Annotated in this window: 28 protein-coding genes and 1 other RNA gene; 9 read left to right on the top strand and 20 right to left on the bottom strand. The window is 41.0% G+C overall.

All coding sequences use genetic code 11. From position 1 onward, the window contains the following. Positions 1–241 precede the first annotated feature (241 nt). Genes C9J12_RS17715 through C9J12_RS17700 form a run of 4 tightly spaced genes read right to left on the bottom strand, consistent with a single transcriptional unit; the run spans position 242 to position 3,167 of the window. On the bottom strand, positions 242–649 hold the full coding sequence (locus C9J12_RS17715; RefSeq protein WP_107243920.1) for a type IV pilus modification PilV family protein: 408 nt from the start codon (positions 647–649) through the stop codon (positions 242–244). After that, positions 639–1,970: a hypothetical protein gene (locus C9J12_RS17710; RefSeq protein ID WP_107243919.1), complete on the bottom strand. Its 1,332-nt coding sequence runs from the start codon at positions 1,968–1,970 to the stop codon at positions 639–641. The genes C9J12_RS17715 and C9J12_RS17710 overlap by 11 nt, the downstream gene beginning before the upstream one ends. Further along, on the bottom strand, positions 1,970–2,602 hold the full coding sequence (locus C9J12_RS17705; RefSeq protein WP_107243918.1) for a PilW family protein: 633 nt from the start codon (positions 2,600–2,602) through the stop codon (positions 1,970–1,972). The genes C9J12_RS17710 and C9J12_RS17705 overlap by 1 nt, the downstream gene beginning before the upstream one ends. Beyond that, positions 2,580–3,167 (bottom strand): GspH/FimT family pseudopilin, encoded by a 588-nt coding sequence (locus tag C9J12_RS17700; protein WP_107243917.1) that lies wholly within the window; start codon positions 3,165–3,167, stop codon positions 2,580–2,582. Before C9J12_RS17700 ends, C9J12_RS17705 begins: the two co-directional genes overlap by 23 nt. A 134-nt stretch (positions 3,168–3,301) precedes the next feature. On the opposite strand from C9J12_RS17700, the gene C9J12_RS17695 reads away from it, so the two are divergent. Beyond that, positions 3,302–3,706 carry a type IV pilin protein gene (locus C9J12_RS17695; RefSeq protein ID WP_107243916.1) on the top strand — a complete coding sequence of 135 codons (405 nt, stop codon included), beginning with the start codon at positions 3,302–3,304 and terminating at the stop codon, positions 3,704–3,706. 69 nt (positions 3,707–3,775) lie between these two features. On the opposite strand, the gene dnaJ is transcribed toward C9J12_RS17695, so the two are convergent. From dnaJ to grpE, 3 genes are all read right to left on the bottom strand, one after another. After that, positions 3,776–4,918: a molecular chaperone DnaJ gene (gene dnaJ, locus C9J12_RS17690; protein ID WP_107243915.1), complete on the bottom strand. Its 1,143-nt coding sequence runs from the start codon at positions 4,916–4,918 to the stop codon at positions 3,776–3,778. Positions 4,919–5,006: 88 nt separating this feature from the next. Further along, positions 5,007–6,926, bottom strand: coding sequence for a molecular chaperone DnaK (gene dnaK / locus C9J12_RS17685; protein ID WP_107243914.1), 1,920 nt, complete (start codon positions 6,924–6,926; stop codon positions 5,007–5,009). 206 nt (positions 6,927–7,132) lie between these two features. Next, positions 7,133–7,753, bottom strand: coding sequence for a nucleotide exchange factor GrpE (gene grpE / locus C9J12_RS17680; protein WP_107243913.1), 621 nt, complete (start codon positions 7,751–7,753; stop codon positions 7,133–7,135). A 213-nt stretch (positions 7,754–7,966) separates the two neighbouring features. Between grpE and nadK the strand changes: the two genes are divergently transcribed. The 3 genes from nadK (at position 7,967) to bamE (ending at position 11,255) form a co-directional block, all read left to right on the top strand. Then, positions 7,967–8,848, top strand: a complete 882-nt coding sequence (nadK, locus tag C9J12_RS17675) for an NAD(+) kinase (RefSeq protein WP_107243912.1) — start codon at positions 7,967–7,969, stop codon at positions 8,846–8,848. 180 nt (positions 8,849–9,028) lie between these two features. Beyond that, positions 9,029–10,696, top strand: a complete 1,668-nt coding sequence (recN, locus tag C9J12_RS17670) for a DNA repair protein RecN (protein WP_107243911.1) — start codon at positions 9,029–9,031, stop codon at positions 10,694–10,696. Between the two features lie 202 nt (positions 10,697–10,898). Further along, complete coding sequence (bamE, locus tag C9J12_RS17665; RefSeq protein WP_107243910.1) at positions 10,899–11,255, top strand: outer membrane protein assembly factor BamE; 357 nt, start codon at positions 10,899–10,901, stop codon at positions 11,253–11,255. 81 nt (positions 11,256–11,336) lie between these two features. On the opposite strand, the gene C9J12_RS17660 is transcribed toward bamE, so the two are convergent. Both C9J12_RS17660 and C9J12_RS17655 read right to left on the bottom strand, forming a co-directional pair. Then, positions 11,337–11,663 carry an RnfH family protein gene (locus C9J12_RS17660; protein WP_011217460.1) on the bottom strand — a complete coding sequence of 109 codons (327 nt, stop codon included), beginning with the start codon at positions 11,661–11,663 and terminating at the stop codon, positions 11,337–11,339. Then, positions 11,653–12,087 carry an SRPBCC family protein gene (locus C9J12_RS17655; protein WP_107243909.1) on the bottom strand — a complete coding sequence of 145 codons (435 nt, stop codon included), beginning with the start codon at positions 12,085–12,087 and terminating at the stop codon, positions 11,653–11,655. The genes C9J12_RS17660 and C9J12_RS17655 overlap by 11 nt, the downstream gene beginning before the upstream one ends. A 232-nt stretch (positions 12,088–12,319) precedes the next feature. Between C9J12_RS17655 and smpB the strand changes: the two genes are divergently transcribed. From smpB to C9J12_RS31430, 3 genes are all read left to right on the top strand, one after another. Continuing rightward, complete coding sequence (gene smpB, locus C9J12_RS17650) at positions 12,320–12,796, top strand: SsrA-binding protein SmpB (RefSeq protein ID WP_107243908.1); 477 nt, start codon at positions 12,320–12,322, stop codon at positions 12,794–12,796. Positions 12,797–12,901: 105 nt separating this feature from the next. Continuing rightward, positions 12,902–13,269: a transfer-messenger RNA gene (gene ssrA / locus C9J12_RS17645) on the top strand. A 162-nt stretch (positions 13,270–13,431) separates the two neighbouring features. Next, positions 13,432–13,560 carry a hypothetical protein gene (locus tag C9J12_RS31430; protein WP_265416153.1) on the top strand — a complete coding sequence of 43 codons (129 nt, stop codon included), beginning with the start codon at positions 13,432–13,434 and terminating at the stop codon, positions 13,558–13,560. An 87-nt stretch (positions 13,561–13,647) separates the two neighbouring features. On the opposite strand, the gene C9J12_RS17635 is transcribed toward C9J12_RS31430, so the two are convergent. The 8 genes from C9J12_RS17635 to C9J12_RS31150 form a co-directional block, all read right to left on the bottom strand. After that, positions 13,648–15,360 carry a class I SAM-dependent methyltransferase gene (locus C9J12_RS17635; RefSeq protein WP_107243907.1) on the bottom strand — a complete coding sequence of 571 codons (1,713 nt, stop codon included), beginning with the start codon at positions 15,358–15,360 and terminating at the stop codon, positions 13,648–13,650. A gap of 59 nt (positions 15,361–15,419) precedes the next feature. Next, positions 15,420–17,471 (bottom strand): ATP-binding protein, encoded by a 2,052-nt coding sequence (locus C9J12_RS17630; protein ID WP_107243923.1) that lies wholly within the window; start codon positions 17,469–17,471, stop codon positions 15,420–15,422. Next, positions 17,461–17,769 carry a hypothetical protein gene (locus C9J12_RS17625; protein ID WP_107243906.1) on the bottom strand — a complete coding sequence of 103 codons (309 nt, stop codon included), beginning with the start codon at positions 17,767–17,769 and terminating at the stop codon, positions 17,461–17,463. Before C9J12_RS17625 ends, C9J12_RS17630 begins: the two co-directional genes overlap by 11 nt. Next, a complete protein-coding gene (locus C9J12_RS17620) occupies positions 17,756–18,976 on the bottom strand; it encodes an EAL domain-containing response regulator (RefSeq protein ID WP_107243905.1) in 1,221 nt (406 codons plus the stop codon). Before C9J12_RS17620 ends, C9J12_RS17625 begins: the two co-directional genes overlap by 14 nt. 5 nt (positions 18,977–18,981) lie before the next feature. Beyond that, positions 18,982–19,935 carry a helix-turn-helix domain-containing protein gene (locus C9J12_RS17615; RefSeq protein ID WP_227876390.1) on the bottom strand — a complete coding sequence of 318 codons (954 nt, stop codon included), beginning with the start codon at positions 19,933–19,935 and terminating at the stop codon, positions 18,982–18,984. A 267-nt stretch (positions 19,936–20,202) separates the two neighbouring features. Further along, positions 20,203–20,454: a hypothetical protein gene (locus C9J12_RS17610; RefSeq protein ID WP_193944684.1), complete on the bottom strand. Its 252-nt coding sequence runs from the start codon at positions 20,452–20,454 to the stop codon at positions 20,203–20,205. A gap of 526 nt (positions 20,455–20,980) precedes the next feature. Beyond that, positions 20,981–21,316 (bottom strand): immunity protein YezG family protein, encoded by a 336-nt coding sequence (locus C9J12_RS17605; protein ID WP_146150093.1) that lies wholly within the window; start codon positions 21,314–21,316, stop codon positions 20,981–20,983. A 148-nt stretch (positions 21,317–21,464) separates the two neighbouring features. Next, a complete protein-coding gene (locus tag C9J12_RS31150) occupies positions 21,465–21,809 on the bottom strand; it encodes a hypothetical protein (protein WP_227876389.1) in 345 nt (114 codons plus the stop codon). A gap of 134 nt (positions 21,810–21,943) precedes the next feature. On the opposite strand from C9J12_RS31150, the gene C9J12_RS17595 reads away from it, so the two are divergent. Continuing rightward, positions 21,944–23,323 carry a protein kinase family protein gene (locus C9J12_RS17595; RefSeq protein WP_107243902.1) on the top strand — a complete coding sequence of 460 codons (1,380 nt, stop codon included), beginning with the start codon at positions 21,944–21,946 and terminating at the stop codon, positions 23,321–23,323. Positions 23,324–23,386: 63 nt separating this feature from the next. Here the strand turns inward: C9J12_RS17595 and C9J12_RS17590 are convergent, their stop codons facing one another. The 3 genes from C9J12_RS17590 to C9J12_RS17580 form a co-directional block, all read right to left on the bottom strand. Continuing rightward, positions 23,387–23,866, bottom strand: a complete 480-nt coding sequence (locus C9J12_RS17590) for a cupin domain-containing protein (protein WP_011217425.1) — start codon at positions 23,864–23,866, stop codon at positions 23,387–23,389. 149 nt (positions 23,867–24,015) lie between these two features. Further along, positions 24,016–24,462 carry a bactofilin family protein gene (locus C9J12_RS17585; RefSeq protein ID WP_107243901.1) on the bottom strand — a complete coding sequence of 149 codons (447 nt, stop codon included), beginning with the start codon at positions 24,460–24,462 and terminating at the stop codon, positions 24,016–24,018. After that, positions 24,366–25,316, bottom strand: coding sequence for a M23 family metallopeptidase (locus tag C9J12_RS17580; RefSeq protein ID WP_107243900.1), 951 nt, complete (start codon positions 25,314–25,316; stop codon positions 24,366–24,368). The genes C9J12_RS17585 and C9J12_RS17580 overlap by 97 nt, the downstream gene beginning before the upstream one ends. A gap of 208 nt (positions 25,317–25,524) precedes the next feature. Between C9J12_RS17580 and C9J12_RS17575 the strand changes: the two genes are divergently transcribed. Beyond that, positions 25,525–26,145, top strand: a complete 621-nt coding sequence (locus tag C9J12_RS17575; RefSeq protein WP_107243899.1) for a GNAT family protein — start codon at positions 25,525–25,527, stop codon at positions 26,143–26,145. Positions 26,146–26,209: the final 64 nt, after the last annotated feature.

Raw genomic sequence — 26,209 nt, 5'->3', positions numbered from 1 at the left:
TTGATAAATCTTTCGACTTAAAATTTCACGAGTGCCCACACAGATTGCATGGTCAAATTGTTAAAGAACATACTGACTAGGTTGCTGGCTAAGCGCCGTGCTCCGTGTCAGTGAGGTCGCATTATAGGGAGATTTTTGCGAGTGACAACTCTTTTTTAAACAAAAAAAACCAACCGTTCAAAATTTGAACATGATTGGTTTTCGTGGGCTGTTTATTACTCTCAAGGCGTGATTTTGGAGATTAATCGAATTCGCTGTACTTGGTAATAATAGTGCCTAGTGCCACTGATTGAGTTGTATTCCACCGATCACGCCAAATTATCGATACTTTAATCTGTTTAGCATCTGGTACCGGAGCATTGGTTACGACAACAACTCGACTAACTGTTGTTCCAACCATTGATAGCGATTCAGTACTACCCTTTATGTCGCTATATAACATAGTGCCAGTTCCTGCACTTTGTGAGCGAGTCCGAAATCGCTCTAGTTTTTCTTCTGCTAGGTATAAAGCATCAATACTGTGAAGCGCATTTTCAGATTTCACTTCCATATAGGTTTGAAGCTTTACGAGGCCGAGTACACCGACAGTAAGAACAACAAAGGAAATCAGCACCTCAATAAGACTAAAACCTTTAGATTTAGATATCATGCCAAGATCCCTCAAGCCAAGTTAATTTACCATTAATAAACTCACCTGATTTATCTGCATTATATGAAGGAATGATAGAACCATTAATTCTAACGGTTCGCTCAGGAGCATCAATACCAATAGCTCCATCAATATAAGTTGAGCCATTGACAAAAAAGCTTACATTTAAAAAATTAGGATCTATATCCGATTTATTAAACGCTCTGACAGGAAACGTAATATTATCAACTCGGTCTTCCCATATTGACTTTGCATTGAGTGCTATTGATGCATATTGATATAACAGCCCATTAAATGCACCCGAAGCATTAAACTCCACAAAACCATCATGAATCACTAACATAATTGACTTATCAGAAACCACACCACCAAAAATATTAGCACCTAATGCACATGACCCATCGACCCAGATCTTTTTATTTCCAGCTAAAAAGGAAGCTTCAACTAATTTCGAACATTCTGTAATCCATCCTTGCGCTGTAACTGCATCCCCACCTTTTCCATTGACTACACTTGGGCTAATAATATCTCCCTTTGAATCTTGAGCAATCTCACTTCTAACTGTTTTCCATTCGGCATGGTCAACGCCAAAAATATCTTGAAATACATCTACAGTGGTGTTTTCGATAATATCCAACCCCTTGACTAGATCACTCACAACAAATCCAGTAGGTATATTTGTTGTATCAAACAGATTAGAACGATAACGACTATCACAAGTAAATGAGATTGCTCCTCCCGGCCCTCCACCATGGTGACTAACTGTGCTATCCGTTGTTAAAAAGTGTTCATCTGTACCACTTGCGCTACTTATATAACTAACAACCCCACTCGTCACAACTGACTGACAAGCGAAATTGTCAGCGCTAATAAACGTTTCTGTCGGATTGGGGACAAAGTGCTGAGAACCTGTAAGTTCTAGAACGGAAGCATTCATCTTAATCGTGCTATTTATCCCTCCGCCAAACTTAGCAGTCTTTGTGACAATTGATTTTGCCACGATACCAGATGAGGCTTCTGACACAATTTTAATCTGATTGCTTGACGGGAATGAAAAGCGTATATCCGTATCCGCAAGATTATTACTACAAGTATTCATATAGGCTGGATCATTTGGCAGATTACTTGATGCATTCATTTCTGAAAAAGCACACTCCAGCCCCCCCTCCGCCAGCCAATGTGCTTGCCTTGCCAACACCTCATTCTGAGTTCGCTTTATTTGATAAAATATATTTTTATAAGATGCAAATGAAAACAATAACGACACCACTAATAACATGGTCGTTATTAATAAAGTCGCCATTCCTTTTTGACTATTCATTAATTCCAATTCCTTGTTTTAATGTCTGTTGATACCGTTTTTGTATAACTCGTATTTTTTAATGTCGCTGACAAGCTAATATTTATAATTGAAGACGTTGCCGATGATGTCGATAGAGGAGTTGGCACCACCTTAAATTCAGTAACGTTTATATAAGCTTGATCCATCAATGAAGAAACACTACCAACGCAGCTTGCATCGCTCAGCGCTACACCACCTACTGACTTTGGCACCGTATTAACGCACATTTGAACCACACTCGGTGATCCCGATTTAAAGCGAAACTTCACAATTCGCCACTCAGCATTTTCGTCTTCATACACATAACTAATTGAATCATTAGCGGAACCGGCAACAATAGTCGAAGAGGCGCCTGATAAGATCAAAGTTCCTGAATTATCCGAGTTATAACCTGCTCGCTGTATGTCGTTTTTCATGATCCTTATTGCATCATTCACATCTTGGGCTAGCATTAGCTGCTTTGTTCGTTCGGCTGCCATATTATGCCCGCTTAGAAAAACGCTACCTACTGAAGCTAAAATAATGAGGCCTAGACTCGAAGCAACCAACAATTCAATCAGCGACATACCTCGTTGAACGCGAACAAGATTAATCACACGATTTATAGCCATAGTACTCCCCTGTTTTACCACACGTTCTTACGCGACCAGTTAACTGATTAATCATAACTTTAACGTCTTGACTCGAATCGATATATAGCCAGTAACTACCTGAATTGCTCGATGTTGCTCGAACAGGGTCAATCGTATAGCTAACAAAATTAGTTGATGCTTTTATCGATATTCTCTTGAACTCTTGGCCATCAATGAGTGCAATGGCTGCATTTTTTGCAGAAGCTCGATCTGTAATCACAGCAATTTTTCGCGTCACTGCAAGTACCCAATCACCATCATCCTGATATGCTAATTCACCGGAGTCATCCCGAACAAAATGCACTTTCAGCTCTTCATTACGCATCACCGCTTCAGACTTCGCTTGAACCAACAACCACTCAATTTCGGTTGCTAAGCGTTTAACCTTATTACTCTCGATTAAAGAACTAAACGAAGGGGCGGCGGCAGAAACTAAAATAGCGACGATTGCGAGGGTCATAATCAGCTCTAACAGCGTAAAGCCAAGAGCCTTCCAGCTATTAAAATGTATATGGTGTAATGATTGAACCATTTCGCGAGCCATTACCCAGTTCCCTTTATAAACATGTCGATAGCGTAAGTTCAACTTGATTCATATCGTATCACCAGAGCAAAATACCCCTGATTATAAAGAGATAATTATCGAGTGAATTCGAATATTAGAGGAAGGGGTAGTCAATGAATGAACAAAAAGGCGTGACACTGATCGAGTTACTTGTCGCAGTTGCTATTATTGGCATATTAACCGTTATTGCTTACCCTTCTTATGAATCACATGTTTTTAAAGGCCATCGATCACAGGCAATGGCTGATTTAATGAAGATTCAACTTACGCTCGAAGAAAAATATACACAAAGCGGTTCTTATGACTTTTCGATAGTAGCTGCAGATACTTGTGCTTTCTGCGAAACAGATACAACACGATATCACCTAACTATTAAAAAAGGTTCAGGAATGGATAAATACAAAGTCGTGGCCACACCACAAACTGATAAAGGCCAAACTAAAGATGAATGTGGCATACTTTATCTCAATGCTGCGGGTGTTGGAACTGCCGAAAAAATAGGGGGAGGTTGTTGGTAATCTGCTGATTTATAGGTAACAAAAAGCCGACTTTCGTCGGCTTTTTTCGTTTAACTGATCAATCAATTATCAACCAGTTAAATCATCAAAAAATTTCTTTACACCATTGAAGAAACCTTCAGACTTTGGCTTATGCTTACTTGCTGCATTTCCACCAAAGCTTTCTTCTAGCTCTTTAAGTAGCTCTTTTTGATGAGTACTTAAATTAACTGGTGTTTCAACAACGAGCTTACAAATCAAATCGCCAACAGCACCGCCGCGTACAGACTTAACGCCTTTACCACGCATACGGAACATACGTCCGGTTTGTGTTTCTGATGGTACTTTTAGGTTTACGCGACCATTCAAAGTAGGTACTTCGACTTCACCACCAACGGCGGCCATCGTAAAGCTAACAGGTACTTCGCAATATAGGTTGTTGCCATCGCGTTCAAAAATTGAATGCTCTGCAACATGTACCTGTACGTACAAATCACCTGCCGGTGCACCAAACTCGCCCGCTTCACCTTCGCTAGAAAGACGAATACGGTCACCAGTGTCGACACCCGCAGGGATCTTAACTGACAAGGTTTTCGTTTTTTCAACTCGACCTTGACCATGACATGAATTACATGGGTCTTTGATGATCTTCCCGCGACCGTGACAATGTGGACAAGCTTGCTGTACAGCAAAGAAACCTTGACGCATTTGTACTTGGCCTTGACCATGACAAGTGCCACACGTTGTTGCTGATGAACCTTTCTTGGCACCAGAACCGTCACACGAATCACAACCAACCAATGTTGGTACACGGATTTCTTTAGAACAGCCGCGAACAGCTTCTTCTAATGTCAGTTCCATGTTGTAACGAAGATCGGAGCCACGTTGAGCACGCGACTGTTGACGTCGACCACCGCCGCCGCCACCAAAGATATCGCCAAATACATCACCGAAGATGTCTCCGAAATCAGCGCCGCCGCCACCACCGTAGCCGCCACCACCGCCACCTTGTTCAAAGGCTGCATGGCCGTACTGATCGTATGCCGCTTTCTTCTGAGGGTCGGTCAGAATTTCATAGGCAGTTTTGACTTCTTTAAATTTTTCAGCCGCATCTGCTTCCTGATTACGATCAGGGTGAAATTTCATTGCAAGGCGTTTATAAGCCTTTTTAATGTCACGTTCTCCGGCATCTCGACCAACACCTAGAACTTCATAAAAATCGCGTTTTGACATACTTAACTGTCACCTGCTTTAAATACAGCTACGGGCGATAGAGTAAACTCTAACGCCCGTTCGAAAATAAGATTATGAATTAACTATCTTATTTTTTTTCGTCTTTTACTTCTTCGAACTCAGCGTCAACAACATTGTCGTCTTGCTTTGCTTCTTGCTCGCCTTCACCGCTTGGTGCTTGCTGAGCTTGAGCTTGCTGTTGAGCGATTTCCATAAGCTTCTGAGAAGCAGCAACTAGCGCTTGAACTTTCGCGTCGATTGCTTCTTTATCTTCAGCTTTACGTGCTTCTTCTAATTCAGAAACAGCAGCTTCGATTTTCTCTTTGTCTTCAGCTGGTAGTGCTTCGCCAGCTTCTTCAATTTGCTTACGAGTACCGTGAATTAGCTGATCAGCTTGGTTACGAGCAGTTACTAACTCTTCGAACTTCTTGTCCGATTCTTTGTTAGCTTCAGCTTCTTGAACCATTTTCTCGATATCTTCGTCGCTTAGGCCGCTTGAAGATTGAATAGTGATCTTCTGCTCTTTACCTGTGCTCTTATCTTTAGCAGATACGTGCAAGATACCATCAGCATCTAGGTCGAATGTTACTTCGATTTGTGGCATACCACGAGAAGCAGCTTGAATACCTTCAAGGTTAAACTGACCTAGTGATTTGTTGTAGCTAGATTGCTTACGCTCACCCTGAAGAACGTGGATAGTTACCGCGCTCTGGTTGTCTTCTGCAGTAGAGAAAACTTGGTTCGCTTTCGTTGGGATAGTTGTGTTCTTCTCGATCAGTTTAGTCATAACACCACCCATGGTTTCGATACCAAGAGATAGTGGCGTTACGTCAAGAAGAAGTACATCTTTCACGTCACCCGCAAGAACACCACCTTGAACAGCCGCGCCTACAGCAACAGCTTCATCAGGGTTTACGTCTTTACGTGGCTCTTTACCAAAGAACTCAGCAACTTTTGCTTGAACCATAGGCATACGAGTTTGACCACCAACAACGATGATGTCAGTGATTTCGCTTACAGATAGACCAGCATCAGAAAGAGCAACTTTTAGAGGCTCAAGTGAACGCTGTACAAGATCTTCAACTAGAGACTCAAGCTTCGCACGAGTCACCTTGATGTTCATGTGCTTAGGACCAGTCGCATCTGCAGTGATGTAAGGAAGGTTTACATCAGTTTGTTGTGCAGAAGAAAGCTCAATTTTCGCTTTCTCAGCAGCTTCTTTTAGACGCTGCATTGCAAGAGGATCATTGCGAAGATCCATGCCTTGTTCTTTTTTGAATTCTTCAACTAAATAGTTGATCAAGCGGTTATCGAAATCTTCACCACCAAGGTGTGTATCACCGTTAGTTGAAAGAACTTCGAAAGTCTTCTCGCCTTCTACTTCATCGATTTCGATGATAGAGATATCGAATGTACCACCACCAAGGTCGTAAACTGCGATAGTGCGATCGCCGCCTTTCTTATCAAGACCATAAGCAAGTGCTGCTGCTGTTGGTTCGTTGATAATACGCTTAACTTCTAAGCCAGCGATACGACCAGCATCTTTCGTTGCTTGACGCTGAGCATCGTTAAAGTATGCAGGAACAGTAATAACTGCCGCTGTTACTTCTTCGCCTAGGAAGTCTTCAGCTGTTTTCTTCATTTTCTTAAGAATTTCAGCCGATACTTGAGGAGCAGCCATTTTTTGGCCTTTCGCTTCTACCCATGCATCGCCGTTATCCGCTTTAACGATTTTGAAAGGCATGATTTTAAGGTCACGCTGAACTTCTTCATCTTCAAAGCGACGACCGATTAGACGCTTAATTGCGTATAATGTGTTTTCTGGGTTTGTTATCGCTTGACGCTTAGCTGGTTGACCCACTAGCGTTTCACCATCTTGGGTGTAAGCAACAACAGATGCCGTAGTACGCTCACCTTCCGCATTTTCAATTACGCGCGGTTTGTCGCCATCAAGTACTGCTACACAAGAGTTAGTTGTACCCAAGTCAATACCAATAATTCTACCCATCAGGCTTTTCTCCGAAATTCATTCAATTTTACAAGCGCGTCCGAAATGAACGTCGCTATATGGGTTATACCCAGACAAAATAAGTTTACGATGTCGTATGATTACTAAATAAGGTCAATCATCCCCTTTTCAAGGGCAACACCTAAAAAATATCAAAATAAAATAAAAAACCCACCGTAGTGGGTCTTTTAAAAGCATTTATACAATTATGCTTGCATATCTACACTGCCAGCAGCAGCTTTAGATACCATTACCATTGCAGGACGAATAATACGGCCGTTAAGCTCATAACCTTTCTGCATAACAAGCATGACAGTATTTGGCGCATGCTCTGCACTTTCCTGAATAGACATTGCTTGATGGAATTCAGGATTAAATACTTCTCCCACAGGGTTGTGTTGCTTCAGGCCGAATTTCTCAACCGTTGCAGTCATTGTCTTAAGTGTTAGTTCAACACCTTCAATCATTGACTTTAATGCTTCGTCATTCTTATCTGCCATTTCGATAGCACGCTCAAGGTTATCGATAACAGGCAATAACTCTTCGGTAAATTTATTCAAGGCAAATTTACGTGCTTTATCGATTTCTACTTCTGAACGTCGACGAACATTTTCACCTTCAGCGCGAGCACGAAGCACGTTATCTTGCGCTTCTTTTACTTTTGCATCACTCGTAAGTAGCGCTGCTTCTAATTCAGCAATACGTGCGAGTTGCATTTCTTCAGCAGTAATTTCTACAAATTCTTCCTCAGCAGAAACAGTCTCAGCCGCTTCTACAGTCTCTTTCTGCAGCTGTTCATCCTGTAGTTTTTTGTCTTCATTGTTCATGCTTTTACTTCTCCGCCAAGATACTGATGTATTTTAAATACAATTGTTCACAAATTTGAGTCGATAAACCAGTATTATCTACTCAAAAAAAACATTCATGTGCCTATTATGGGGATGAACTTCAATGATTCAAGCAGAGTTCGTTAACAAAGCGCGACAAGTCTCTAAACCTAAGGCTATACTGGCTTCACTATCATTTGTCGGATCAAGGACATGAAGCGCATTTTTCAAACAATCGCGTTAATTGGTAAGCCAAGAAACCCAGATGCTCTGCAAACTCACAAAACCCTCTTTGACTGGTTAACAGGCAAAGGTTACGACGTTTTAGTCGATCATCGATTAGCGAACGACCTTGATGTGCCTCAAGACTGTTTGTGCGATTTGCTTACTATTGGTGATAAAGCGAACCTCGCGATTGTCGTCGGTGGCGATGGCAACATGTTAGGCGCGGCGCGCGTGCTATCGCGTTTCGACATCGCTGTGATTGGTGTTAACCGTGGTAATTTAGGTTTTCTGACAGATCTTGCTCCAGAAAGCTTCAAAGAAGAATTAACCCGAGTGTTAGAGGGTGAGTTTGTAACAGAACGTCGCTTTTTATTAGAAGCAGAAGTACATCGTCACGGACAAATAAAAAGCCGGAACGCCGCATTAAACGAAGCTGTATTACACCCAGATAAGATCGCTCACATGATCGAATTTGAAGTGTATATCGATGATAACTTCGCCTTCTCTCAACGTTCTGATGGTTTGATCATTGCAACCCCGACAGGCTCAACGGCTTATTCACTGTCTGGTGGTGGCCCTATTCTGTCACCAAGTTTAAATGCGATTGCCTTAGTGCCGATGTTTCCACATACACTATCAAGTCGTCCTTTAGTGGTCGATGGTAACAGTTGTATCAAATTATTGGTGTCGCCAGACAACGGCAGTACATTAGAAGTGAGCTGTGATGGGCAGGTTTCACTGCCTGTTAGCCCTGGGGATGAAGTGCATATCTATCAAAGCCCTGAGCAATTACAGCTTATTCACCCTAAGAATTATAACTACTACGGTGTACTCCGCGCCAAACTGAATTGGTCAAGTAAACTGTTTTAATCACAACGCTTTTTCTGAAAGCATAAAGCCAGCATCTTATTGCTGGCTTTTTATTACCTGAAATTCATCGACTTACCCCATTTGATTTTTTCATCAAATATTTCACCACAGTACTTTACTGTACGTAGATACAGTATATACTGTGTAAAAACACAGGTGTTGATTTAAACAGGTGAACACATGCTTTCTCATATGACTATCTCCAATTTTGCTATTGTCAAAAGCCTAGAATTTGAACTCAAGTCAGGAATGACCACCATTACTGGCGAAACCGGTGCAGGTAAATCTATCGCGATTGATGCGCTTGGCCTCTGCCTGGGTGATCGCGCTGAAGCGTCTATGGTTCGTCCTAACGAAGATAAAGCAGAACTTTCTGCCACATTCTCATTAAAAAATAACCAAGCAGCACGCCGCTGGCTCGAAGACAATGAATTGGTCGATGGTGAAGAATGTATTCTTCGCCGAGTGATAACAAAAGAAGGTCGTTCACGTGGGTTTATCAACGGTAGCCCTGTTCCTGCTTCTCAGCAGAAGTCACTAGGGCAATTATTGATCAATATTCATGGTCAACACGCCCATCAACAGCTAATGCGCCCTGATTATCAACAGCAAATGTTGGATCAATATGCTGGTCATCACCTTTTAATGGATAAAACACGTCAGGCTTATCAAAACTGGCGCCAGACAAATAATGAATTAAAGCGCTTAACTCAAAATCGTGAGAAAAATGAAGCACAAAAGCAGCTTATTCAATACCAAGTAAAAGAACTGCATGATTTAGCACTTGGCGAAGACGAATACAGCGAGATAGAAGAAGAACATAGACGCTTATCAAATAGCGGTGAACTTGCACTTTCGAGCCAAACCGCCCTATCAATTTTATATGACAACGATGATGGCAATGCCTTACAGCTGCTTCAAATGGCAAGCCAGCAAGTCGTATCCTTGGGTGAATTCGATAATAGCTTGAGTGGTATTCCACAAATGCTGGAAGATGCCATTATCCAAGTTCAAGAAGCGAGCCAAGAGCTACGGGGTTACTTAGATAATCTGGATATGGACCCTCAACGTTTAGTCTACCTAGAAGAACGCATTGCTAAGATTTTATCGTTAGCCCGTAAGCATTACGTTATGCCTAACGAACTGTTCCAGAAACACCAAGATCTACTCAAAGAGTTAGAACAACTTGATTGTAGTGATGAGCGACTGGAAGAACTTGCAGAGCTTGTTGAAAATAAACGACAAGTATTCTTAGCAACAGCAGAAAAACTCAGTAAAAGTCGCCACCGTTATGCCAAAGAGCTTGATAAAAAGATCTCTTGCAGCATGCATGAACTCAGCATGGAACATGGCATCTTTAAAATTGACGTACAAAATGATGCAGAAGGAATGTTAAGCCCACTAGGCTTCGATACCATCACCTTCTTGGTATCGACCAACCCAGGTCAGCCACTGCAACCCTTAGGTAAAGTCGCATCTGGCGGTGAGTTATCGCGTATATCGTTAGCCATTCAAGTGATAACAGCCCAAAAAATAGAAACACCCAGCCTTATATTCGATGAAGTCGATGTCGGTATTAGTGGACCAACAGCCGCAATTGTCGGAAAAATGCTGCGTACTTTAGGCAATTCAACCCAAGTCATGTGTGTAACGCACTTACCGCAAGTGGCAGGTTGTGGGCACCAGCAAATGTTTGTTGCCAAGAAGAGTACCAAAGGACAAACAGAAACAAGCATGTGCCCTTTAAATGACGACGCACGTGTTGCCGAGTTAGCAAGATTACTCGGCGGAAGTGAGATTACCGACCGTACGCTAGCGAATGCGAAAGAATTACTGATTGCCGCATAAATATTGATATAAATTAGCATTATGTTCTGATTAATGAGACATATCGCTAATCATTTTGGCTAAGATGAAATAAACTGAAGTAGAAATGCAACTATAGGGGCTGACAGCAGTCTCAATTAGAGTTTTTTCTTTACCACTTTTTTTACTTCTGCGTTGACCTTGTTTATCATCGCAGCAGTTAAAGCTAAAAAGCCAGGATGCTATGAGTTGGAAAAATATCGCCGCACTAACACTAGCGTTAAGCTTACTTAGTGGTTGCTCAGTAATTGAGAAATTGGTTTACCGTATTGATATCAACCAAGGTAACTACCTTGAGCAATCTGATATTGATACGCTTCGAATGGGCATGAACAAAGAACAAGTACGTTATGTACTTGGTTCACCAATGCTTGTAGAACCAAGCTACCCTGACACTTGGTACTACGTGTATTACCAACAACCAGGTCATGAAGACAGCGTACAAAAGAATTTAATTTTGGCGTTTGATGCTCAGAACAAGTTAACTGGAATGAAAGGTGATTATCAGCCTGGACCAAACTTCTTAACTGCCATCAATTAATGAAAAAGCTCGCATTGGCGAGCTTTTTCTTTATCTGCTTTATAACGTCAAGAGCGACTAACAAACCACGTGGCTACCGTATTATTTCGCCTCAGATTTTGCTTTTAATGCTTCTTTCTTTGCTTGTTCAGCACGCTTTCGACGGATCTCTTTCGGATCGGCAAGTAAAGGTCGATAAATCTCTATCCTATCGCCATCACGTACCGTCGCATTGAGTTTTACATTACGACTGTACACACCGATCTTATTTTTCTTCAAATCGATCTCAGGGAACATTGCCAATATACCGGACTGCTCAATGATCTCTTGAACATCAGTCTCGAAGTTAATCGCCAGTTTGATCACTCGCTGATTATTAGGCAGAGCATATACAACCTCTACATGAATCAACTTATCATTAGAACTCATAAATTTCTTTTGCTCGCTTGGTAAAGGCACTTACCATATTGCTCGTCAAATCGCGGAACACTTTACCAAATGCCGCATCCACCAATCCGTTGGTAAATTCAAAATCCAAATTCAGCTCAATTTTACACGCAGTTGCATCAAGCTCTATGAATTTCCAACCGCCCACTAACTTCTGAAACGGGCCATCAACCAGCTGCATGTCGATGGTATTAAAATCAATCAGCTGATTACGAGTCACAAAGGTTTTACGAATACCGCCTTTAGACACATCGACAGAAGCCATCATATGCGCATCAGAGCGTTCAATAATTTTAGTTCCTGAACATCCCGGTAAAAATGCAGGGTAAGATTCAACATCATTAACAAGTTCAAACATTTGCTGGGCACTAAACGGTACAAGTGCAGAGCGACTGATCTGAGGCATAGATTCTCCTTAAGCTTCACAAACCCCTTACACATAGATTTTAAAGCAATAAAATCAAAATCTATGAGAAGAAGTGGCTCAATGATACCATTAGTCGGTAAACAGCCAAAATCAGAGCGAATACAGTTAAACTTTCAACAACATAACAACGTAGAAACCTGTATTACACTCTACTCGACCAAACTGATGAACATCTGTTTTGGGAATAGCAACATAAAGAAATGGATACCCCATGGCTAAGAAACCGAACAAGTCAGATAACACCATTGCCAAAAACCGTACCGCCAGACACGAATTTGCCATCCAAGATGATTATGAAGCCGGGCTTCAACTACAAGGCTGGGAAGTAAAAGCAATTCGTAACGGTAAAGTAAACATTGCCGAAAGCTATGTGTTTCTGCGTGATGGCGAAGCGTTTATTTCAGGTGTAACAATCACACCACTGAATGCCGCATCAACCCACGTTGTTGCCGATCCAACGCGTACTCGTAAGCTATTATTGAATCGCAAAGAAATCGATAAGCTAATGGGTGCGGTAAACCGTGAAGGTCAAACTATCGTTGCATTATCTATGTACTGGAAGGCATCTTGGGTTAAACTAAAGATAGGTACAGCACGTGGTAAAAAGCTGCATGATAAGCGCGCAGATTCTAAGAGTCGTGACTGGGATCGTGATAAGCAGCGAATCATGAAACACAGCACACGATAGTAATAAAAACGTAAACTGATGGATTTTCATACACATCCACCACGTTAATCGTAATTTCGTTGACGTGAAAGATTTATATGCTACTATCCATCTTGTTACACCTCTGGGGCTGATTCAGGATTCGACAGGATCAAGAAAGCTTGTGGAGCATGCCGTGGGGCGGTTGGCCACGTAAAAAGCCGCAAAAAAATAGTCGCAAACGACGAAAACTTCGCACTAGCAGCTTAATAACCTGCTAGCGCACTTCTACCCTAGCTTCCGCTTGTAAGACGGGGATTCATAGAAGTTCAAACCCAAACGAGATAGCGAGGGAACCTTTGACTAGAGAGGTGAACCGCGAAATAGAATTCTGGTATGTATTTACATGGCGTGTCTGTTCGCAGTGTACTTACGAGAATAAAGATAGACTAAGCATGTAGCGCCTATGGTTGGATTGCTCTTGGACGCGGGTTCAAATCCCGCCAGCTCCACCAAACGTTTGGAAAGCCCGATAACTCAATGAGTTATCGGGCTTTTTTGTATCGGCAGCATCCATTAGCGTTTGCTAGTAGCCGCAACTTTTGGTATTCCAAGTGGTATTCCATACAAATTGGAGTAATATTTTGGAATACTAATAGGCTTGGAGGCTAGTTAGCATGGGCACTAAAGCAGTACGTCTAAACCAAAAGCAAATCGAACACGCCAAACCCAAAGAGAAAGATTACGTTCTCTCTGACGGTGACGGTCTACAACTATGTGTTCGCACCAACTGTTCTCACCTATAGAATTTTCAACACTCGGGTGTCCTTTTTTGTATTTATAGCATAATGAAATTATCTTAGGCTCCTACTTCCTATACATCGACCAAAACCTTACCACTCGCTGACTAATAACCTGCTTTTGACTCCTCGCACCTGTAACCCCATTGCTTCAAAAACAAGTTCAAAGTCTTGGCATTGCGGTGGGATATTTGGCAAGGTTAAAGCGGCTTCTGAAAAGAAACGTGTTTGTAGTGATTCTTCTTGCCCCCAAGCGAGATTCCACCAATCCAGAATTCGGTTTTTTGAGGCTTGTAGGCGATAAGCTGTGGGCAGTTTGTCGCTCTTTTTTAGGTTCTCGCTAGCTGTTGTTGGTAGCAAATTCCATTTATCATTGTTGGGCCAGTAAGCAAAAGGGAGGCAATGATCAACGTGATATTCATCTTTGAGCTTACGCCCGCTCCATACACTATGTATATCTACACTTTGCTGGCGTAATTGTTCAACCCGCTTACGTATATCTCTCGTGTCGTGGTCTTTATCTATCCACACTAAGCAATCATGGTAGGTTTGCAGCGTAATATTACGCCGACGATTTAACTCAAATCGCTGCATCTCCAGTATCCATTGGTTCACAACCAGTGGCTCGATCCATGAGTTATATAGGCGGAAGCACTCCCACAAACTTTCATCTAATACAAAACTGCCAAAACTACTTAAAAAATCACCATCGATAACTAACGAATCTAAAGACTTACGCTTTACCGTGGGAGGAATAATCTCAAACAATCGATTGTTTTTGTCACCTTGATATATGAAGGTAACTGGGCCGCTCTTAATCGTCGTCAGGGTATGAGTAAACGTTTTTTGTAGTGCTTTTGCTTCTTTCCCCAAAAACATCGCACCTATGGTTAAATCATCTGCCGCTAAATGCTTTAGTTGATTCCAACCATCGTCTTTGACAAATCCCAGCCCTTTGCTGCTATTTGCACTTTGCTGAATACCTTCAACACCATCAATATTAATATCAATCAAACGCTTAAACTGACGTATCCAATAAAGGGCAACCAAGCCGGCAGAAATCGTAATTTTGCCATCGCTACGATCAATAACAGCACCAGCATGGGCATCGGCCACACGTAATAAGGTTCTAAGTAACGCCAATTTGTACGTTGCGACTTTGTTGTCGTTCACAATAATGTGCCGTACTCGTTTAAGATCACCAGATCCGTCATCGGGTAAACTCATGACAACGGTTTGCCAATGCACATCATCGCGGTTAAGTGAGTCATCACTACTACTGATATGCCTAACCAACAAAGCGCTGTTTTTAGCGAACTGCTCTAATTCTTCGACAGACACACCATAATTTTGGCGCGAATCTTTAAATTCACCATGACGGAGAGTGATAACGAGTCTGCCATTCGAGGCTAACAAATTAGAGAGTTTACGAAAGGCGCGTTCTCTGTGACTAGGGGCAAGATGCATCCAAACGGCACTAACCAATATAAGATCAAAACGCATTCCAAGATTTTCAGTTTTGCTTAATGCGGGCAGTGCGTCGTCTAACCAAGTGACAGCGGCCCCTGTATACGCACTACCAACCTGACGAAAAGAGTCACAAGGTTCAAGCGCAATGATTTCACAGCCTTGCTCAGCCATCCACTTAGTATCACGCCCACTGCCAGCACCAACATCGAGAACTCTGTCGCCTTTATGCGGCCAGAATGCCTTCCAGCTTTGGTGTACCGTTTCAAATGCTAGAGAGTTGTATTGCTCACAGAGCATTGTCGTATTTTGGTCGTAAAAAGAGGTAGTCGCTGACATGAGGAAGACTTATTAATTAAACTGATTTCATCATAAATGGGATGACGTATGATTTCTATTTAAACCATTGTGCCTGTAGGTAATTTTTGCTTAAGCAATGTAATGTCTAGCGGCTTTTGTAGAAATGCTATATCCGTAAATGTTTTAACCTTCTGGATTTCATCTTCAGTATGGGCTGATAAAATAAAATAATGCTGTTGGCGGTAGCCCTTAGCTTTCATCGATTCAATCAGCGTGAAGCCATCGGTTTCTGCTAGCATGTAGTCCATTAAGATGATTAGCTCATTGTATACCGCACCGTCATTATGCGTAACGTCATTATACGCGACGCTACTGTCACTCAGTGCAGCCATTGCAGAGAAAACCTCACGTTCGTTTTCTGCTGTGGTAACATCAAAGCCTTCGTCTTCAAGCATCGCCTTACACACTTCTAAGTTAAAGCGATTATCATCCACCAGCAACACGCGCCCTTGCCGTTTAGTTACAGTGCTTTGTTGCTCAATAAACTGAGCAGTATGTACTTGTAACGGCCTACCATGTTGCCGCGCGGGTGCCACATTATCTTGCGGCACAAGAACGCGCTCTTCGGTTTCCGAACAAACGCGGTATGGAAAATGAAATATCACTAAGGTGCCCTTTCCTTTTCGGCTGCGGATTTTGATTGCGCCACCCACACTTTCGATCACTGTTTTACACGTATATAAACCGATGCCAACGCCTGATTTTAACGCTGTTGGCGAACTATCGTCAGTGGTAAATGGCTTACTTAACGCTTGCTGAGATGCCGCTGACATTCCCTTACCAAAGTCTCTTACTGCAACCCGAATGAAGCCATCCACTTGCGTGCACAACACGGCATTACGCCGATTAGCAATGTCTTTAATCGCCTTAACTTTAATATCTAAAATAACAGTATCACCGCTACTGTATTTAAAGGCGTTGTTAACAAGGTTGGTGGTCAATTGAAAAAACTTGGTTGTGTCTAACAAAATGTGGGGTGGCGTCGCATCCCTAAGGTTTAGCATCAGCTGTTTTTTATGAGTGCTACCGAATGCTCGGTAATAATCATCAATTTTATACAAGTACTCAATCAAATCGACCTTCTCATAATAGAGCGTCAAGCTACCTGAAGACGCTTTGGTATAAGTGAGGGTATTTTGCGCGACACTATTCAGCAGGTTCGCCGACCAGATAATTTTCTCTACCGTATTTTGCCTTTGCGCATCATCGCAAGCCATATTGTTGAGCATGTTGGCATAACCCAATACGGCATTAATGGGTGTTCTGATCTCATGATTGAGGGTAGACAGTAAGGCAAATTTTAAATTTGTTTCAATGCGCTGTTTATTTATATTGATCCGATGTTGCACAAGAATAAAAAATAAGACCGACAAGCCAACGCCAAGCAATGTAATCGCTAAAATGAGCAAGCTTATACCTAATAACTCTTTTTTCGTCGGTACATAATCAACGGCCAAGTTAAAGCTCGTACCATATTCAGGCAAATCAACAAATTGCTCGGAATGAAAACCAAACATCGCAGTCCAGTCTTGTTCTTTGTCGCAACCACGGTTAAATAGCGTAATACCACCAAATGTAAGGCGGGCACATACATCGCTATGCTGATCGATACGCTGTTGGATCTTTTGATGGGATATCGCATAAACGATATAGGGCATCTTCGGTTCATCAATTTTAATCACTATTGATGAAAAGTTATCGATTAGGTAGGTAATATTACCCTTCTCATCTGTTTCCGCTTTGCCTTTTTCTATCGCAGATTTAAATACGGGATCAGATATAAGTACTGGCGTTAAAACCGGACTCAGCGTGAAAGCCACCGCCGATTTGATCTTTAATAAATTTTGGGCAAATAACGCAAACTCCACTTCAGTGACTTCGTTAGAGGCGTTAAAGAATGCGCGTAATGCATCGGTCATAATACGGTGCTGTATCAACATCTCTCTTGAAGAGTCCAATACAAGATCAGACTTATATTGATACTGTTTATTAAGCTCATTCTGGGCATAATTCCATAATGCGGTATTAATCAGCGTCGTAACGACTAAGCCTATTAACAGCACAATGCAAGCAACACGACTAAATCTCACTTTCAATGTCATTTAATAGTTGTTGTAAAGTAAGGGTATTAGCAACCAATTCACTCTTGGTCTCTTTTGCTAACTTAATCATGTCACTTTCAATGTTCAAATAACGACAAATCCCTTTGAATTTGTGCTGCAGAGCCGCAACCTCATCACGTTGAGTACTATCTAATGCCATAGCTTGAGTTAACAGCATATCAATCTCTTCTGTTAACACGTTATACAGGCGTCGTTTGTTCTCTTCAGAGTAATCATTAAAGAACGACATTACTTTTGTATGGGTACATTGGCTAGTGGTTAGCATTTTTAACCTCACCTTGATGGTTATAGTCATTTACCCATGTCATTAAATAACGCCCTTCTATTGGCGGACTAAAGTAATATCCTTGCGCAGTATGGCAACCTAATAGCTGTAATCGATTCAGTACACCTAACGTTTCTACCCCTTCTGCAACCACTTTAACGTTGAGTTTTTTCGCTAAAGCAATGGTCGATTCAACAATAGCTTGGTGCTGAAGATTGGAGTCGAGATCTGAAACAAAGTCTTTGTCTATTTTGATTTCTTCAAACGGAATGCTATCAAGCCTATCGAAAGTGGAGTAGCTTTTACCAAAATCATCAAGCGAGATCGGAATATCATTAATGATCAATTTAGCAATCGCCTGCAAAGAACGCTCTTGATTAATGGTGTGTTGTGACTCTGTTAGCTCCAACATAAGCTGAATATCACTTGCGGCTAAATGTTTAGCAATCAAGTGATTAATGAGTTCTTCTGACAAAAGATCGCTAGCGCTGATATTAATAGACAGACCATACTGTTTTAAAGCCGGAAATAGTTGCCAATGAGAAATAGCCTGATCAAGCACCAATTTAGTAAATTGACAATTAAGTCCAGCTTGCTCGATCAGAGGGATGAATTTATCAGGATAGATAAAGCCATCGCCTTGAATCGTTAACCGCGATAGCACTTCAAAACCGATGAGCTTGTTAGATTTAATATCGACCTTAGGTTGATAACAGAGAAATAAATTATCTTCATTGAGCAAAGAAGCAATATTGGCGCTGTTACAGTTAGTCTGCTCCGCTTTAGATTCCGGCACCTCATGGGCTAAAAACTGTTTAGTATTCACTAAAGTGAGTACTTCATTAACATTTAACGGCTTTTGAAATACGCCAACAAGGTTAAGGTTAAAGCTGTTCGTGATATTACCGATCAGATCTAAGGTACGTTGATCAGACGAGCTAACGATAACCAAAGGAATATTTTTACTTTTGGTTGTTGCCATATAATTGATGATCGCAAGGCCATCACCATTTTCCATTTTAAGATCGGTGATGATAAGATCAAATTCAGGTTCAGTATTTAATGTCGATTGTTCAAGTAACGCGATGGCTGAATTACCGCAATCTGCCTCAAAAAAGATAAAACTTTGTAACGGATCCACACCTACCAATTCACTTTTAATTGCTTCCCTAATAAAAGTTTGGTCGTCAACAATCAATATTTTCAATGTGGTTATCCCTTACCTTTGATATTGAGAAAGTCTACTAGTTGTTTTGGCGATATTACGGCAAGTTTCAGTAGAAAACGGTTCGCCATCAATTCTGAGCGACTCAGCAAGAAAGAGTGTACAGCAACCGTTTTGTCTTCTAGCTGTATGGTTCGCACCTTAAAGGCATCTAATTTTGCTGCATTAAGCTTCTTGATGAACCCTTCATCACACACACTGAAACAAAGATAACGTAAGTTTTTTTGGTTAACGAAACGATTAATATAGGTAGACATAATGCTGTTCTCTACCTCTTTCGTTGCACCTGCTGACGACAGTACTAACATGGTATCGGGCAGTTTTTTAGAGCTTCGAGTAACGATCTCGTTTAAATCACTCTTGATGTTCACCAATTCCAATACATATTGAGAAGACGTTTCGATATAGAGAGCGTGCCCAACGATCTGATCATTGAATGCATTGGCGACATGGATTTTTAGATCTTTAAGCCCATCAAACTCTGCTAGAGGTAACTTAAGGACAAGGCTTGGATTATTTTCATAACGCAGAATCATTTTCAGCATTATGTAGAAGCTGTCGTCATTAATATCAATGACTTGGATATCGTAATTATCATTGGTGTAATAGGGATGAGAGGATTTGAACCGACTCTGATTCGGAATTGAAACTAATGTACTGCACTCCTCCAAAAATTGAGGATCATGGCGATAAATACTGGTCAGTTCATTATCATACAGCTCAACAATTTCAGCTTGTTTTGCCAATGATGGAATATTAATGCTTCGCTCCCAGCGGCTCACGGTTATGGTATCGAGATTGTAGAATAGGCTACTATGTTGGCGTAAATACAAACAAAGCTGTTCTTGAGATAATTCGTTACTTTGGCGTAGATGTTTCAAAAACATCGCAAAGACATTATGTTTTTTTTCTTTTGAATAAGAGCAACTTGTCGGTGTCATAACGCTTTCCATTCGTCTTGCTTAATTCTTTTAATAATCCCATATACTGTTCTCTATCGATACCATCGATACGCTTTGCGTATAACTATGTATACATAATCAACATTCGATCAGGAATTTCATGAAATACTGGCCTGTTGTTTGTCCGTTTGCCACAACATCACAGACCATAATTATTCATTAACTATGGTATTAGTATAATATGCTATGAAACTCGGCAACATTGGCAACACTAAAGCCAAAACCTCTACCGTATGCCTAGCTCATTTAAAGAGATTGCGGCATCTCATACCCCAGCGCAGTGTAAAGCCCCAAAGATAGTTTTCGTGTTTCATTTAAAGTGACTTCATCGTCAGTAATCGACTCCCCCACTGAGCGACTATAGCCAATAGGCCAATTGATATTGGGAACAACCTCGGCACCTAGTGCTATGGTAACGACTTCAAGATCGTCAATGAAAGTAATACCGCAGATAAACGCTTCGTCTTCATAGGTAGCAAATAGTGCGTGTGAGCTCATGAGTAAGGTACAAAAAAGCCCCATATCATGGACTTTTTACAGTAGATACGGGGCTTTAAAATAAATTGGATTGGCTAGAATATTTGATCAGTTCAATGCATCCAGGCTTCCACGTTTTGTCGTACCAAGGCTCGGGTTACCAAAGCTGTCAAACTGGTAATTTGTCGTTGTGTTGTTTTGGTGATGCTCTTGCAGCTGATTCAACTTATCGTAGCTTAACTGCCGCCCATCAGATAAATTGGTTATGGATGATTTGGTGAGTATTATTGAGAGACCTAGGTTGAGACCGCTATCTCCTTGCCATGTCTGGCTGATTAAGCGTGAGTGCACATCAAACAATTGTTCAAGTGTAATGTCGTTGCTGTGTTGTTAGTCGCCCAACACTGTTGTAACTTAACTCCAATACGTAGTATTTGTTACTAGTTGTTGTTGGAATCAGTGCTACACGCTGAGTTGCCCGTTAATATGATCGTGCTGTGCCACGGTGCGCTCAGGTGATATGGCTCAGCTTATCGTTGATTTTTGTTTACTCGTTATTTAAACGTTCTATCTCATCGAATAATTCCTGATCCCACTCAAATTCCATATTGAATTTACCTGTAGGTTCCAGTGTGAATTTGGCTCTATTCCATTTATTTTCTGAATTTTCAGTAGTGGTAGAATGAAGTTCTTTAAATAGTTTAAATAAGCTATAACCACCATTTAGATCAAGTAGTTGCCCCTTCGTATTAATATATGTCACATCGAATTCGGCTGCATCTTCAAGAAATTCCACTTCGATTTTGCATTCTTTCCAGTTTTCATTTAACTGACTGATTAGATGTTCAGCAATCCCCATGTATATTTCGTCAATAGTTTTCAATTGTTTTAACCCCCAGCTTGGTTTAATAGTGTGACCGATTTCTTTTTACCATCTATAAAATATGTAACATCAAATGCTTCGGCTCTTTTGAAGTACCATCATAAATGGCTTTGTTGCAACACTAAAGCTATGTGGTTTTTTGATACGGTTAAGCGACTCGGTAGCTCTTGGGCATCCCGATGTGAGTAAAGCGATTTAAAATAGAACAACCGAGTAACATTTCCGTTGACTGGTTTTCAAACTCTCTGCTGTGTAATGTGTTACCTATTATCTTCTTGTAACGTTGCATGGCAGTTTCTGAGATATTCCTTTTTCCATATTGCCGCACGCTCTGCCAACCGATAATGCCTAGGGCGAAGCAACCTATCAGGTTGCTCATCCGCTTTGGGTGATGAACCTCATCGGCAAACGTATTGTCTTTCGGCGGGATAACAATCTCAGCATCCGGGAAATGGTCCTCTAATGTCTGGTACACCACATTGGTATCATACATTTTGTCGGCACTTACGTGCTCGATATCCGTAATTGGCGTTTTCTGTCATTGTGTTTGTAAGGCATGTGTTAAACAGCTAACCGGAATGAAGGGCTGGTTATGATAACTGAACTCAGTGTTAATGGAATAATTGGATGTTATCTGAGCGCTTCAACAAAGCCGAACTCGGTGGTTATACGCCTAATTACGCCTCAATCAATCTGTTAGAGGGCAACGACCCTGAAATTAAGGATGATATTTTTGCGTTTAGCTGCATTAGTTATGAGCTCTGTTCAAGTAAGCATCCTTTTAATCGCAAGCCTGCTGATGTAGCCCAAAAGGAAAAAATTCAACCAATAAAACCTAAGCATTTAAATTCATCTAAATGGCGTATTATTCAACAAGGGCTATCATTATCCGCGAAAGAGCGTATCGGTGATGCTGCTTTAATCAGCTCCCAATTACATCGCCAATACAAATCAACAGCCATAATGATCACGGCTATTTTGAGCTTAAACTCTGTGGTCGGGTATGTATTGTATCAACAAAAAGAAGCCATCTTAGAGCTAGCAACCGACAATCGAAATTTGCACCAACACATTGAAGAAAGAGCAAAACTCGCAAATCTCAGTGCACGTGAAATAATTAAACAGCTCCCTGAATTATCAATTAATGCCCCCATTATTGCCAGCGGTCTACTCAAAAGTAAGCAACGTGACGTTATTGCATTATACGAACACAATATTGACCTTATCTTTAATACACGAGAGAACTATTACCCAAATTATTACGCAATAGAAGCTGAATTAGCCGAAGTGAGTCAACTATACCCTGACTCACATGCTATCAATGTACTGAGCACCGACATTTCAACCAGCTGGCAATCAACTATCGATATTTTATCCAATCAGCTCAATACCGCTCTAGAAAAGGCGCATTATCAAATATCTGCCGATAGTAATATCTATGAGCTATTAACTAACCTTAAAAATTTACGTCATGATATTCAATTTAAACCGACGTCATTGGCTGAAAAGACCTATGCAACCCAGTATAAAAAAGCTGCTAACCAGCAAGATACTGAAACATTAGCAACCTTAATTCAGGTGGGAGAAACTTTCTTCTCAACAACAGATGAACATATCGCTCAATTACAGCATACAAAAATTCTACACAAAGCCACTCTTCAACTGGATCAGTTCAAAGCCGCTAGAGAAGGCGATAAACCCGCCCCCTTCCCATATGAATCTGCAGAACTTTTATATGCAAATAAATTTGATAAATTTAACCACCAGCTTAAACGCGTGAACAGCGAATCGAAGTTAGACAAGTTACTCAAGCAGGTAGATGAAATCGCCAAAGAGTTACCCGCTGATTTTTCATCACTCATTACCTTGCGCTTAGCAAGTGCTAATCAGTACCTCGATTTTTCAGAAAAATGGCAAAAAAAGAGAAAGCAAAGCGCCGCACGTAATGCAATGAAAAAAGCCACACATCAATTTAACTTAGTTGAAAAAGCACGTTCACGATCATAAATGGACATTATAACCCTCCACTAAAATGGGCTGGAGTAATGCAATAAATGTAAAGTTTGTTTCTTACCCTTCATTACGACTCAGGCGACGAATAATATCTTCATGTTGTGGATACATTGCCATTAATGTTTCTTGGTTAAACAGCTCAAAATCATTAAAGGTAAACCCAGGTGACACCATGCACCCCACTAAAGAGAACCCAGGTTGATTCATTGCGGAACCAAAAATACATCCTTTAGGCACCAGAAATTGCGGTCGTTCACCTGCCGCAATATTGAGACCCAGTTGCGCCGTCGTCAACTCACCTTGTTCAGAGATCATATAGATGGTTAGCGATTCTCCCGCATGGAAGTACCACATTTCGTCGGCGGTTAAGCGGTGGAAATGTGAAACCTCACCAGTACGAAGCAGAAAATAGATGCTGCTCCATAGTGAACGAGTCTGATCGAAATTGCTCTGTGAGCTATAAGAGGAGCGATAGTATCCCCCTTCAATATGCTGTTCCAGTTCTAATAGTTGAATGAATTCATCGGCTGTTTGCATAAGTAATACTTATTCTCATATATCTGTGGTCATTCGGCGAGAGTTAAAATACCAAATAAATAAAGGCATTAATCTAATACCAATAAAAAACCCGACCTATGATCGGGTTTTACTGTTTACTGCACTTACACAATTAATTCGTATTTGTACTATTTAGCTACGTTGGCGACTTTTTTGGGCTTTTCGTTTTTATTAACAGCCTTGTCTTCTTTTTGTTGGCTGTTAATCACAGTGACTGTTTCTTCACTGGTTGGCTGCGTCTCACCAAGGAAGCTTCCCCCACGCTCGATACTTAAATCATCACAATGAATCGTACCGCTCGCCTTACCGTCTTGCAGTATTTCGATGCTATTCGCGTAACACGTGCCATCATGCATACCGTTAATCACGATATGATTGGCGATGATTTCACCTTTCACCCGTCCTTTATTACTGATCACGAGCGTTTGGTCGGTACGAATTTTACCTTCAACATAGCCATCAATTTGAATATTACACGTCAGTTCGATATTTCCTCTGATGGAACAACCTTGTGCAATGATAGTTGAAGATGCCTGCTGGCTTGAGCTTGCAGGATTTTTACTAAAGAGTCCCATCTGATACTCCTTTCATGGTCAAATAGTATTTCAAAATTGGTCGAGTTCCAGTCCAAAAACGACTTTGGATTTAAGGCTCGGCCAAGAAAACGAACTTCATAATGCAAATGAGGTCCAGTGGATATGCCACTATTGCCAGTTTGGGCAATAATGTCGCCTTTACGGATAAAATCACCGTTTTTGACATTAAATGAGTGCAAATGTGCGTACAAGGTCATAAAACCATAGGCATGGTTTATTTTAAGCAAATTACCATAGCCTTTTTTACTTGGGCGAACCAATTCAACGACACCATCAGCCGGAGCGCGTACCAGTGTGCCTGTTTTAGCGACGAGATCGATTCCAAGGTGGCGACGTTTCTTACCTTTTATCGGATGGATGCGATTACCAAAGCCAGAGGACATTCGTCGGTACTCAATCGGGCTGCCATTTGGAATAAGCTGTAACATGGACAAGCGCACGGCTGAGTTAACCGCGGCAGTATCTAACCGATTATTGAGCGATAATTCAATTTCCGACTCTATACCAAGTACGTGTTCAAGTTCCCCCATCCGCCCGGTGACCTGTTCAAGTTCATCGTTTCGTTCTGCTAAATCTTGCTCTAATGTATAGCGGAACCTTTCTAGCTGTTCGATTTCTGATGTTAACTGCTCTGAATGAACATTTAATTGTTGCTGGCTCTGCCGGGATTGATCGACCTCGCCAACAAGGTAATTGATAACGATTGCGGTAACAATAACGGAGACTGCAACAAAGATTGAGGCTGCAACCAAATTACGTTTGAAAAATTTACCCAGTTGAAAGTGCCGCGAACCATGGATATTAGATATTGATATAATGAGTTGATCTTTCATTGTTATACATAATTAAAGATTCCTATCAGTCAAAGCGACCAGTTGACCAGCAGCTAAAGGAATTTTTGTAAATATCTCAGGTTATGATCCCGACATTGGTATTAACCTAACTCATTTTGATAGATGTCATACTGATTGGCACCACTACAGAAAAACCTCTTTTTCTTATGCTATCTTTAACGAATAATAAAAACATAAGGAGATCAAAATGGAATTTGATTGGGTGGAATGGTTCGGCTATCTCGCGTCACTGGTCGTGTTAGTGTCTTTAACGATGACCTCTATCGTAAAGCTAAGAGTTATCAACTTTACAGGCTGCTTACTTTTCGCTGCTTTTGCGTACTTTATCGATTCTCTTCCTACCATGTTAATGAATCTTGGTATCGCGGGGATTAATGTTTACTTCCTATATAAAATTTACAGTGTTAAAGAACGCTTTAAGTTAATTACAGCCTCTACAGATTCAGAGTACTTTTTACATTTTATAGAAATGAATAAAAAAGACATCGAACTGCAAGTATCGAGTGAAGAACTGAGATTATCGAATACGGCTTTTTATATGCTGCGTAATAATAATATTGCGGGGGTGTTAGTGGGTTCTAAAGATGAAAATGGTGTGCTAAACGTTTTATTAGATTATGTCACTGAAGAGTATCGAGACTTTAAAATTGGGACTTATTATTTCGAGACGAATCCTGAAGTTATAAAAAGCCGAGGTATTAACACGCTTCATGTGCGTACAAGTAATGTAGAACATCGTTCCTATCTTGAAACGGTGGGCTTTAAGCCATCTGAAGATGACCGCCAACTGTATATAAAATTATTATAAGTCATTAACTTACACATCAAAGGCAAGATAAACAGCGAGAGAGTGATATTCTCTCGCTTTCAAT

It is taken from the genome of Photobacterium frigidiphilum, assembly GCF_003025615.1.
In the GTDB taxonomy this organism is placed as follows: Bacteria; Pseudomonadota; Gammaproteobacteria; order Enterobacterales; family Vibrionaceae; genus Photobacterium; species Photobacterium frigidiphilum.
Note: the sequence above shows the minus strand (reverse complement) of the source record. Positions and strands in the feature narration are given on the sequence as shown.

Bases quoted from the DNA above. Each gene is read 5' to 3' on its own strand.
- C9J12_RS17715 (WP_107243920.1), bottom strand. From the start codon at position 649: ATGATATCTAAATCTAAAGGTTTTAGTCTTATTGAGGTGCTGATTTCC.
- C9J12_RS17710 (WP_107243919.1), bottom strand. From the start codon at position 1,970: ATGAATAGTCAAAAAGGAATGGCGACTTTATTAATAACGACCATGTTA.
- C9J12_RS17705 (WP_107243918.1), bottom strand. From the start codon at position 2,602: ATGGCTATAAATCGTGTGATTAATCTTGTTCGCGTTCAACGAGGTATG.
- C9J12_RS17700 (WP_107243917.1), bottom strand. From the start codon at position 3,167: ATGGCTCGCGAAATGGTTCAATCATTACACCATATACATTTTAATAGC.
- C9J12_RS17695 (WP_107243916.1), top strand. From the start codon at position 3,302: ATGAATGAACAAAAAGGCGTGACACTGATCGAGTTACTTGTCGCAGTT.
- dnaJ (WP_107243915.1), bottom strand. From the start codon at position 4,918: ATGTCAAAACGCGATTTTTATGAAGTTCTAGGTGTTGGTCGAGATGCC.
- dnaK (WP_107243914.1), bottom strand. From the start codon at position 6,926: ATGGGTAGAATTATTGGTATTGACTTGGGTACAACTAACTCTTGTGTA.
- grpE (WP_107243913.1), bottom strand. From the start codon at position 7,753: ATGAACAATGAAGACAAAAAACTACAGGATGAACAGCTGCAGAAAGAG.
- nadK (WP_107243912.1), top strand. From the start codon at position 7,967: ATGAAGCGCATTTTTCAAACAATCGCGTTAATTGGTAAGCCAAGAAAC.
- recN (WP_107243911.1), top strand. From the start codon at position 9,029: ATGCTTTCTCATATGACTATCTCCAATTTTGCTATTGTCAAAAGCCTA.
- bamE (WP_107243910.1), top strand. From the start codon at position 10,899: ATGAGTTGGAAAAATATCGCCGCACTAACACTAGCGTTAAGCTTACTT.
- C9J12_RS17660 (WP_011217460.1), bottom strand. From the start codon at position 11,663: ATGAGTTCTAATGATAAGTTGATTCATGTAGAGGTTGTATATGCTCTG.
- C9J12_RS17655 (WP_107243909.1), bottom strand. From the start codon at position 12,087: ATGCCTCAGATCAGTCGCTCTGCACTTGTACCGTTTAGTGCCCAGCAA.
- smpB (WP_107243908.1), top strand. From the start codon at position 12,320: ATGGCTAAGAAACCGAACAAGTCAGATAACACCATTGCCAAAAACCGT.
- C9J12_RS31430 (WP_265416153.1), top strand. From the start codon at position 13,432: ATGGGCACTAAAGCAGTACGTCTAAACCAAAAGCAAATCGAACACGCC.
- C9J12_RS17635 (WP_107243907.1), bottom strand. From the start codon at position 15,360: ATGTCAGCGACTACCTCTTTTTACGACCAAAATACGACAATGCTCTGT.
- C9J12_RS17625 (WP_107243906.1), bottom strand. From the start codon at position 17,769: ATGCTAACCACTAGCCAATGTACCCATACAAAAGTAATGTCGTTCTTT.
- C9J12_RS17615 (WP_227876390.1), bottom strand. From the start codon at position 19,935: ATGACACCGACAAGTTGCTCTTATTCAAAAGAAAAAAAACATAATGTC.
- C9J12_RS17610 (WP_193944684.1), bottom strand. From the start codon at position 20,454: ATGAGCTCACACGCACTATTTGCTACCTATGAAGACGAAGCGTTTATC.
- C9J12_RS31150 (WP_227876389.1), bottom strand. From the start codon at position 21,809: ATGTATGATACCAATGTGGTGTACCAGACATTAGAGGACCATTTCCCG.
- C9J12_RS17595 (WP_107243902.1), top strand. From the start codon at position 21,944: ATGTTATCTGAGCGCTTCAACAAAGCCGAACTCGGTGGTTATACGCCT.
- C9J12_RS17590 (WP_011217425.1), bottom strand. From the start codon at position 23,866: ATGCAAACAGCCGATGAATTCATTCAACTATTAGAACTGGAACAGCAT.
- C9J12_RS17585 (WP_107243901.1), bottom strand. From the start codon at position 24,462: ATGGGACTCTTTAGTAAAAATCCTGCAAGCTCAAGCCAGCAGGCATCT.
- C9J12_RS17580 (WP_107243900.1), bottom strand. From the start codon at position 25,316: ATGAAAGATCAACTCATTATATCAATATCTAATATCCATGGTTCGCGG.
- C9J12_RS17575 (WP_107243899.1), top strand. From the start codon at position 25,525: ATGGAATTTGATTGGGTGGAATGGTTCGGCTATCTCGCGTCACTGGTC.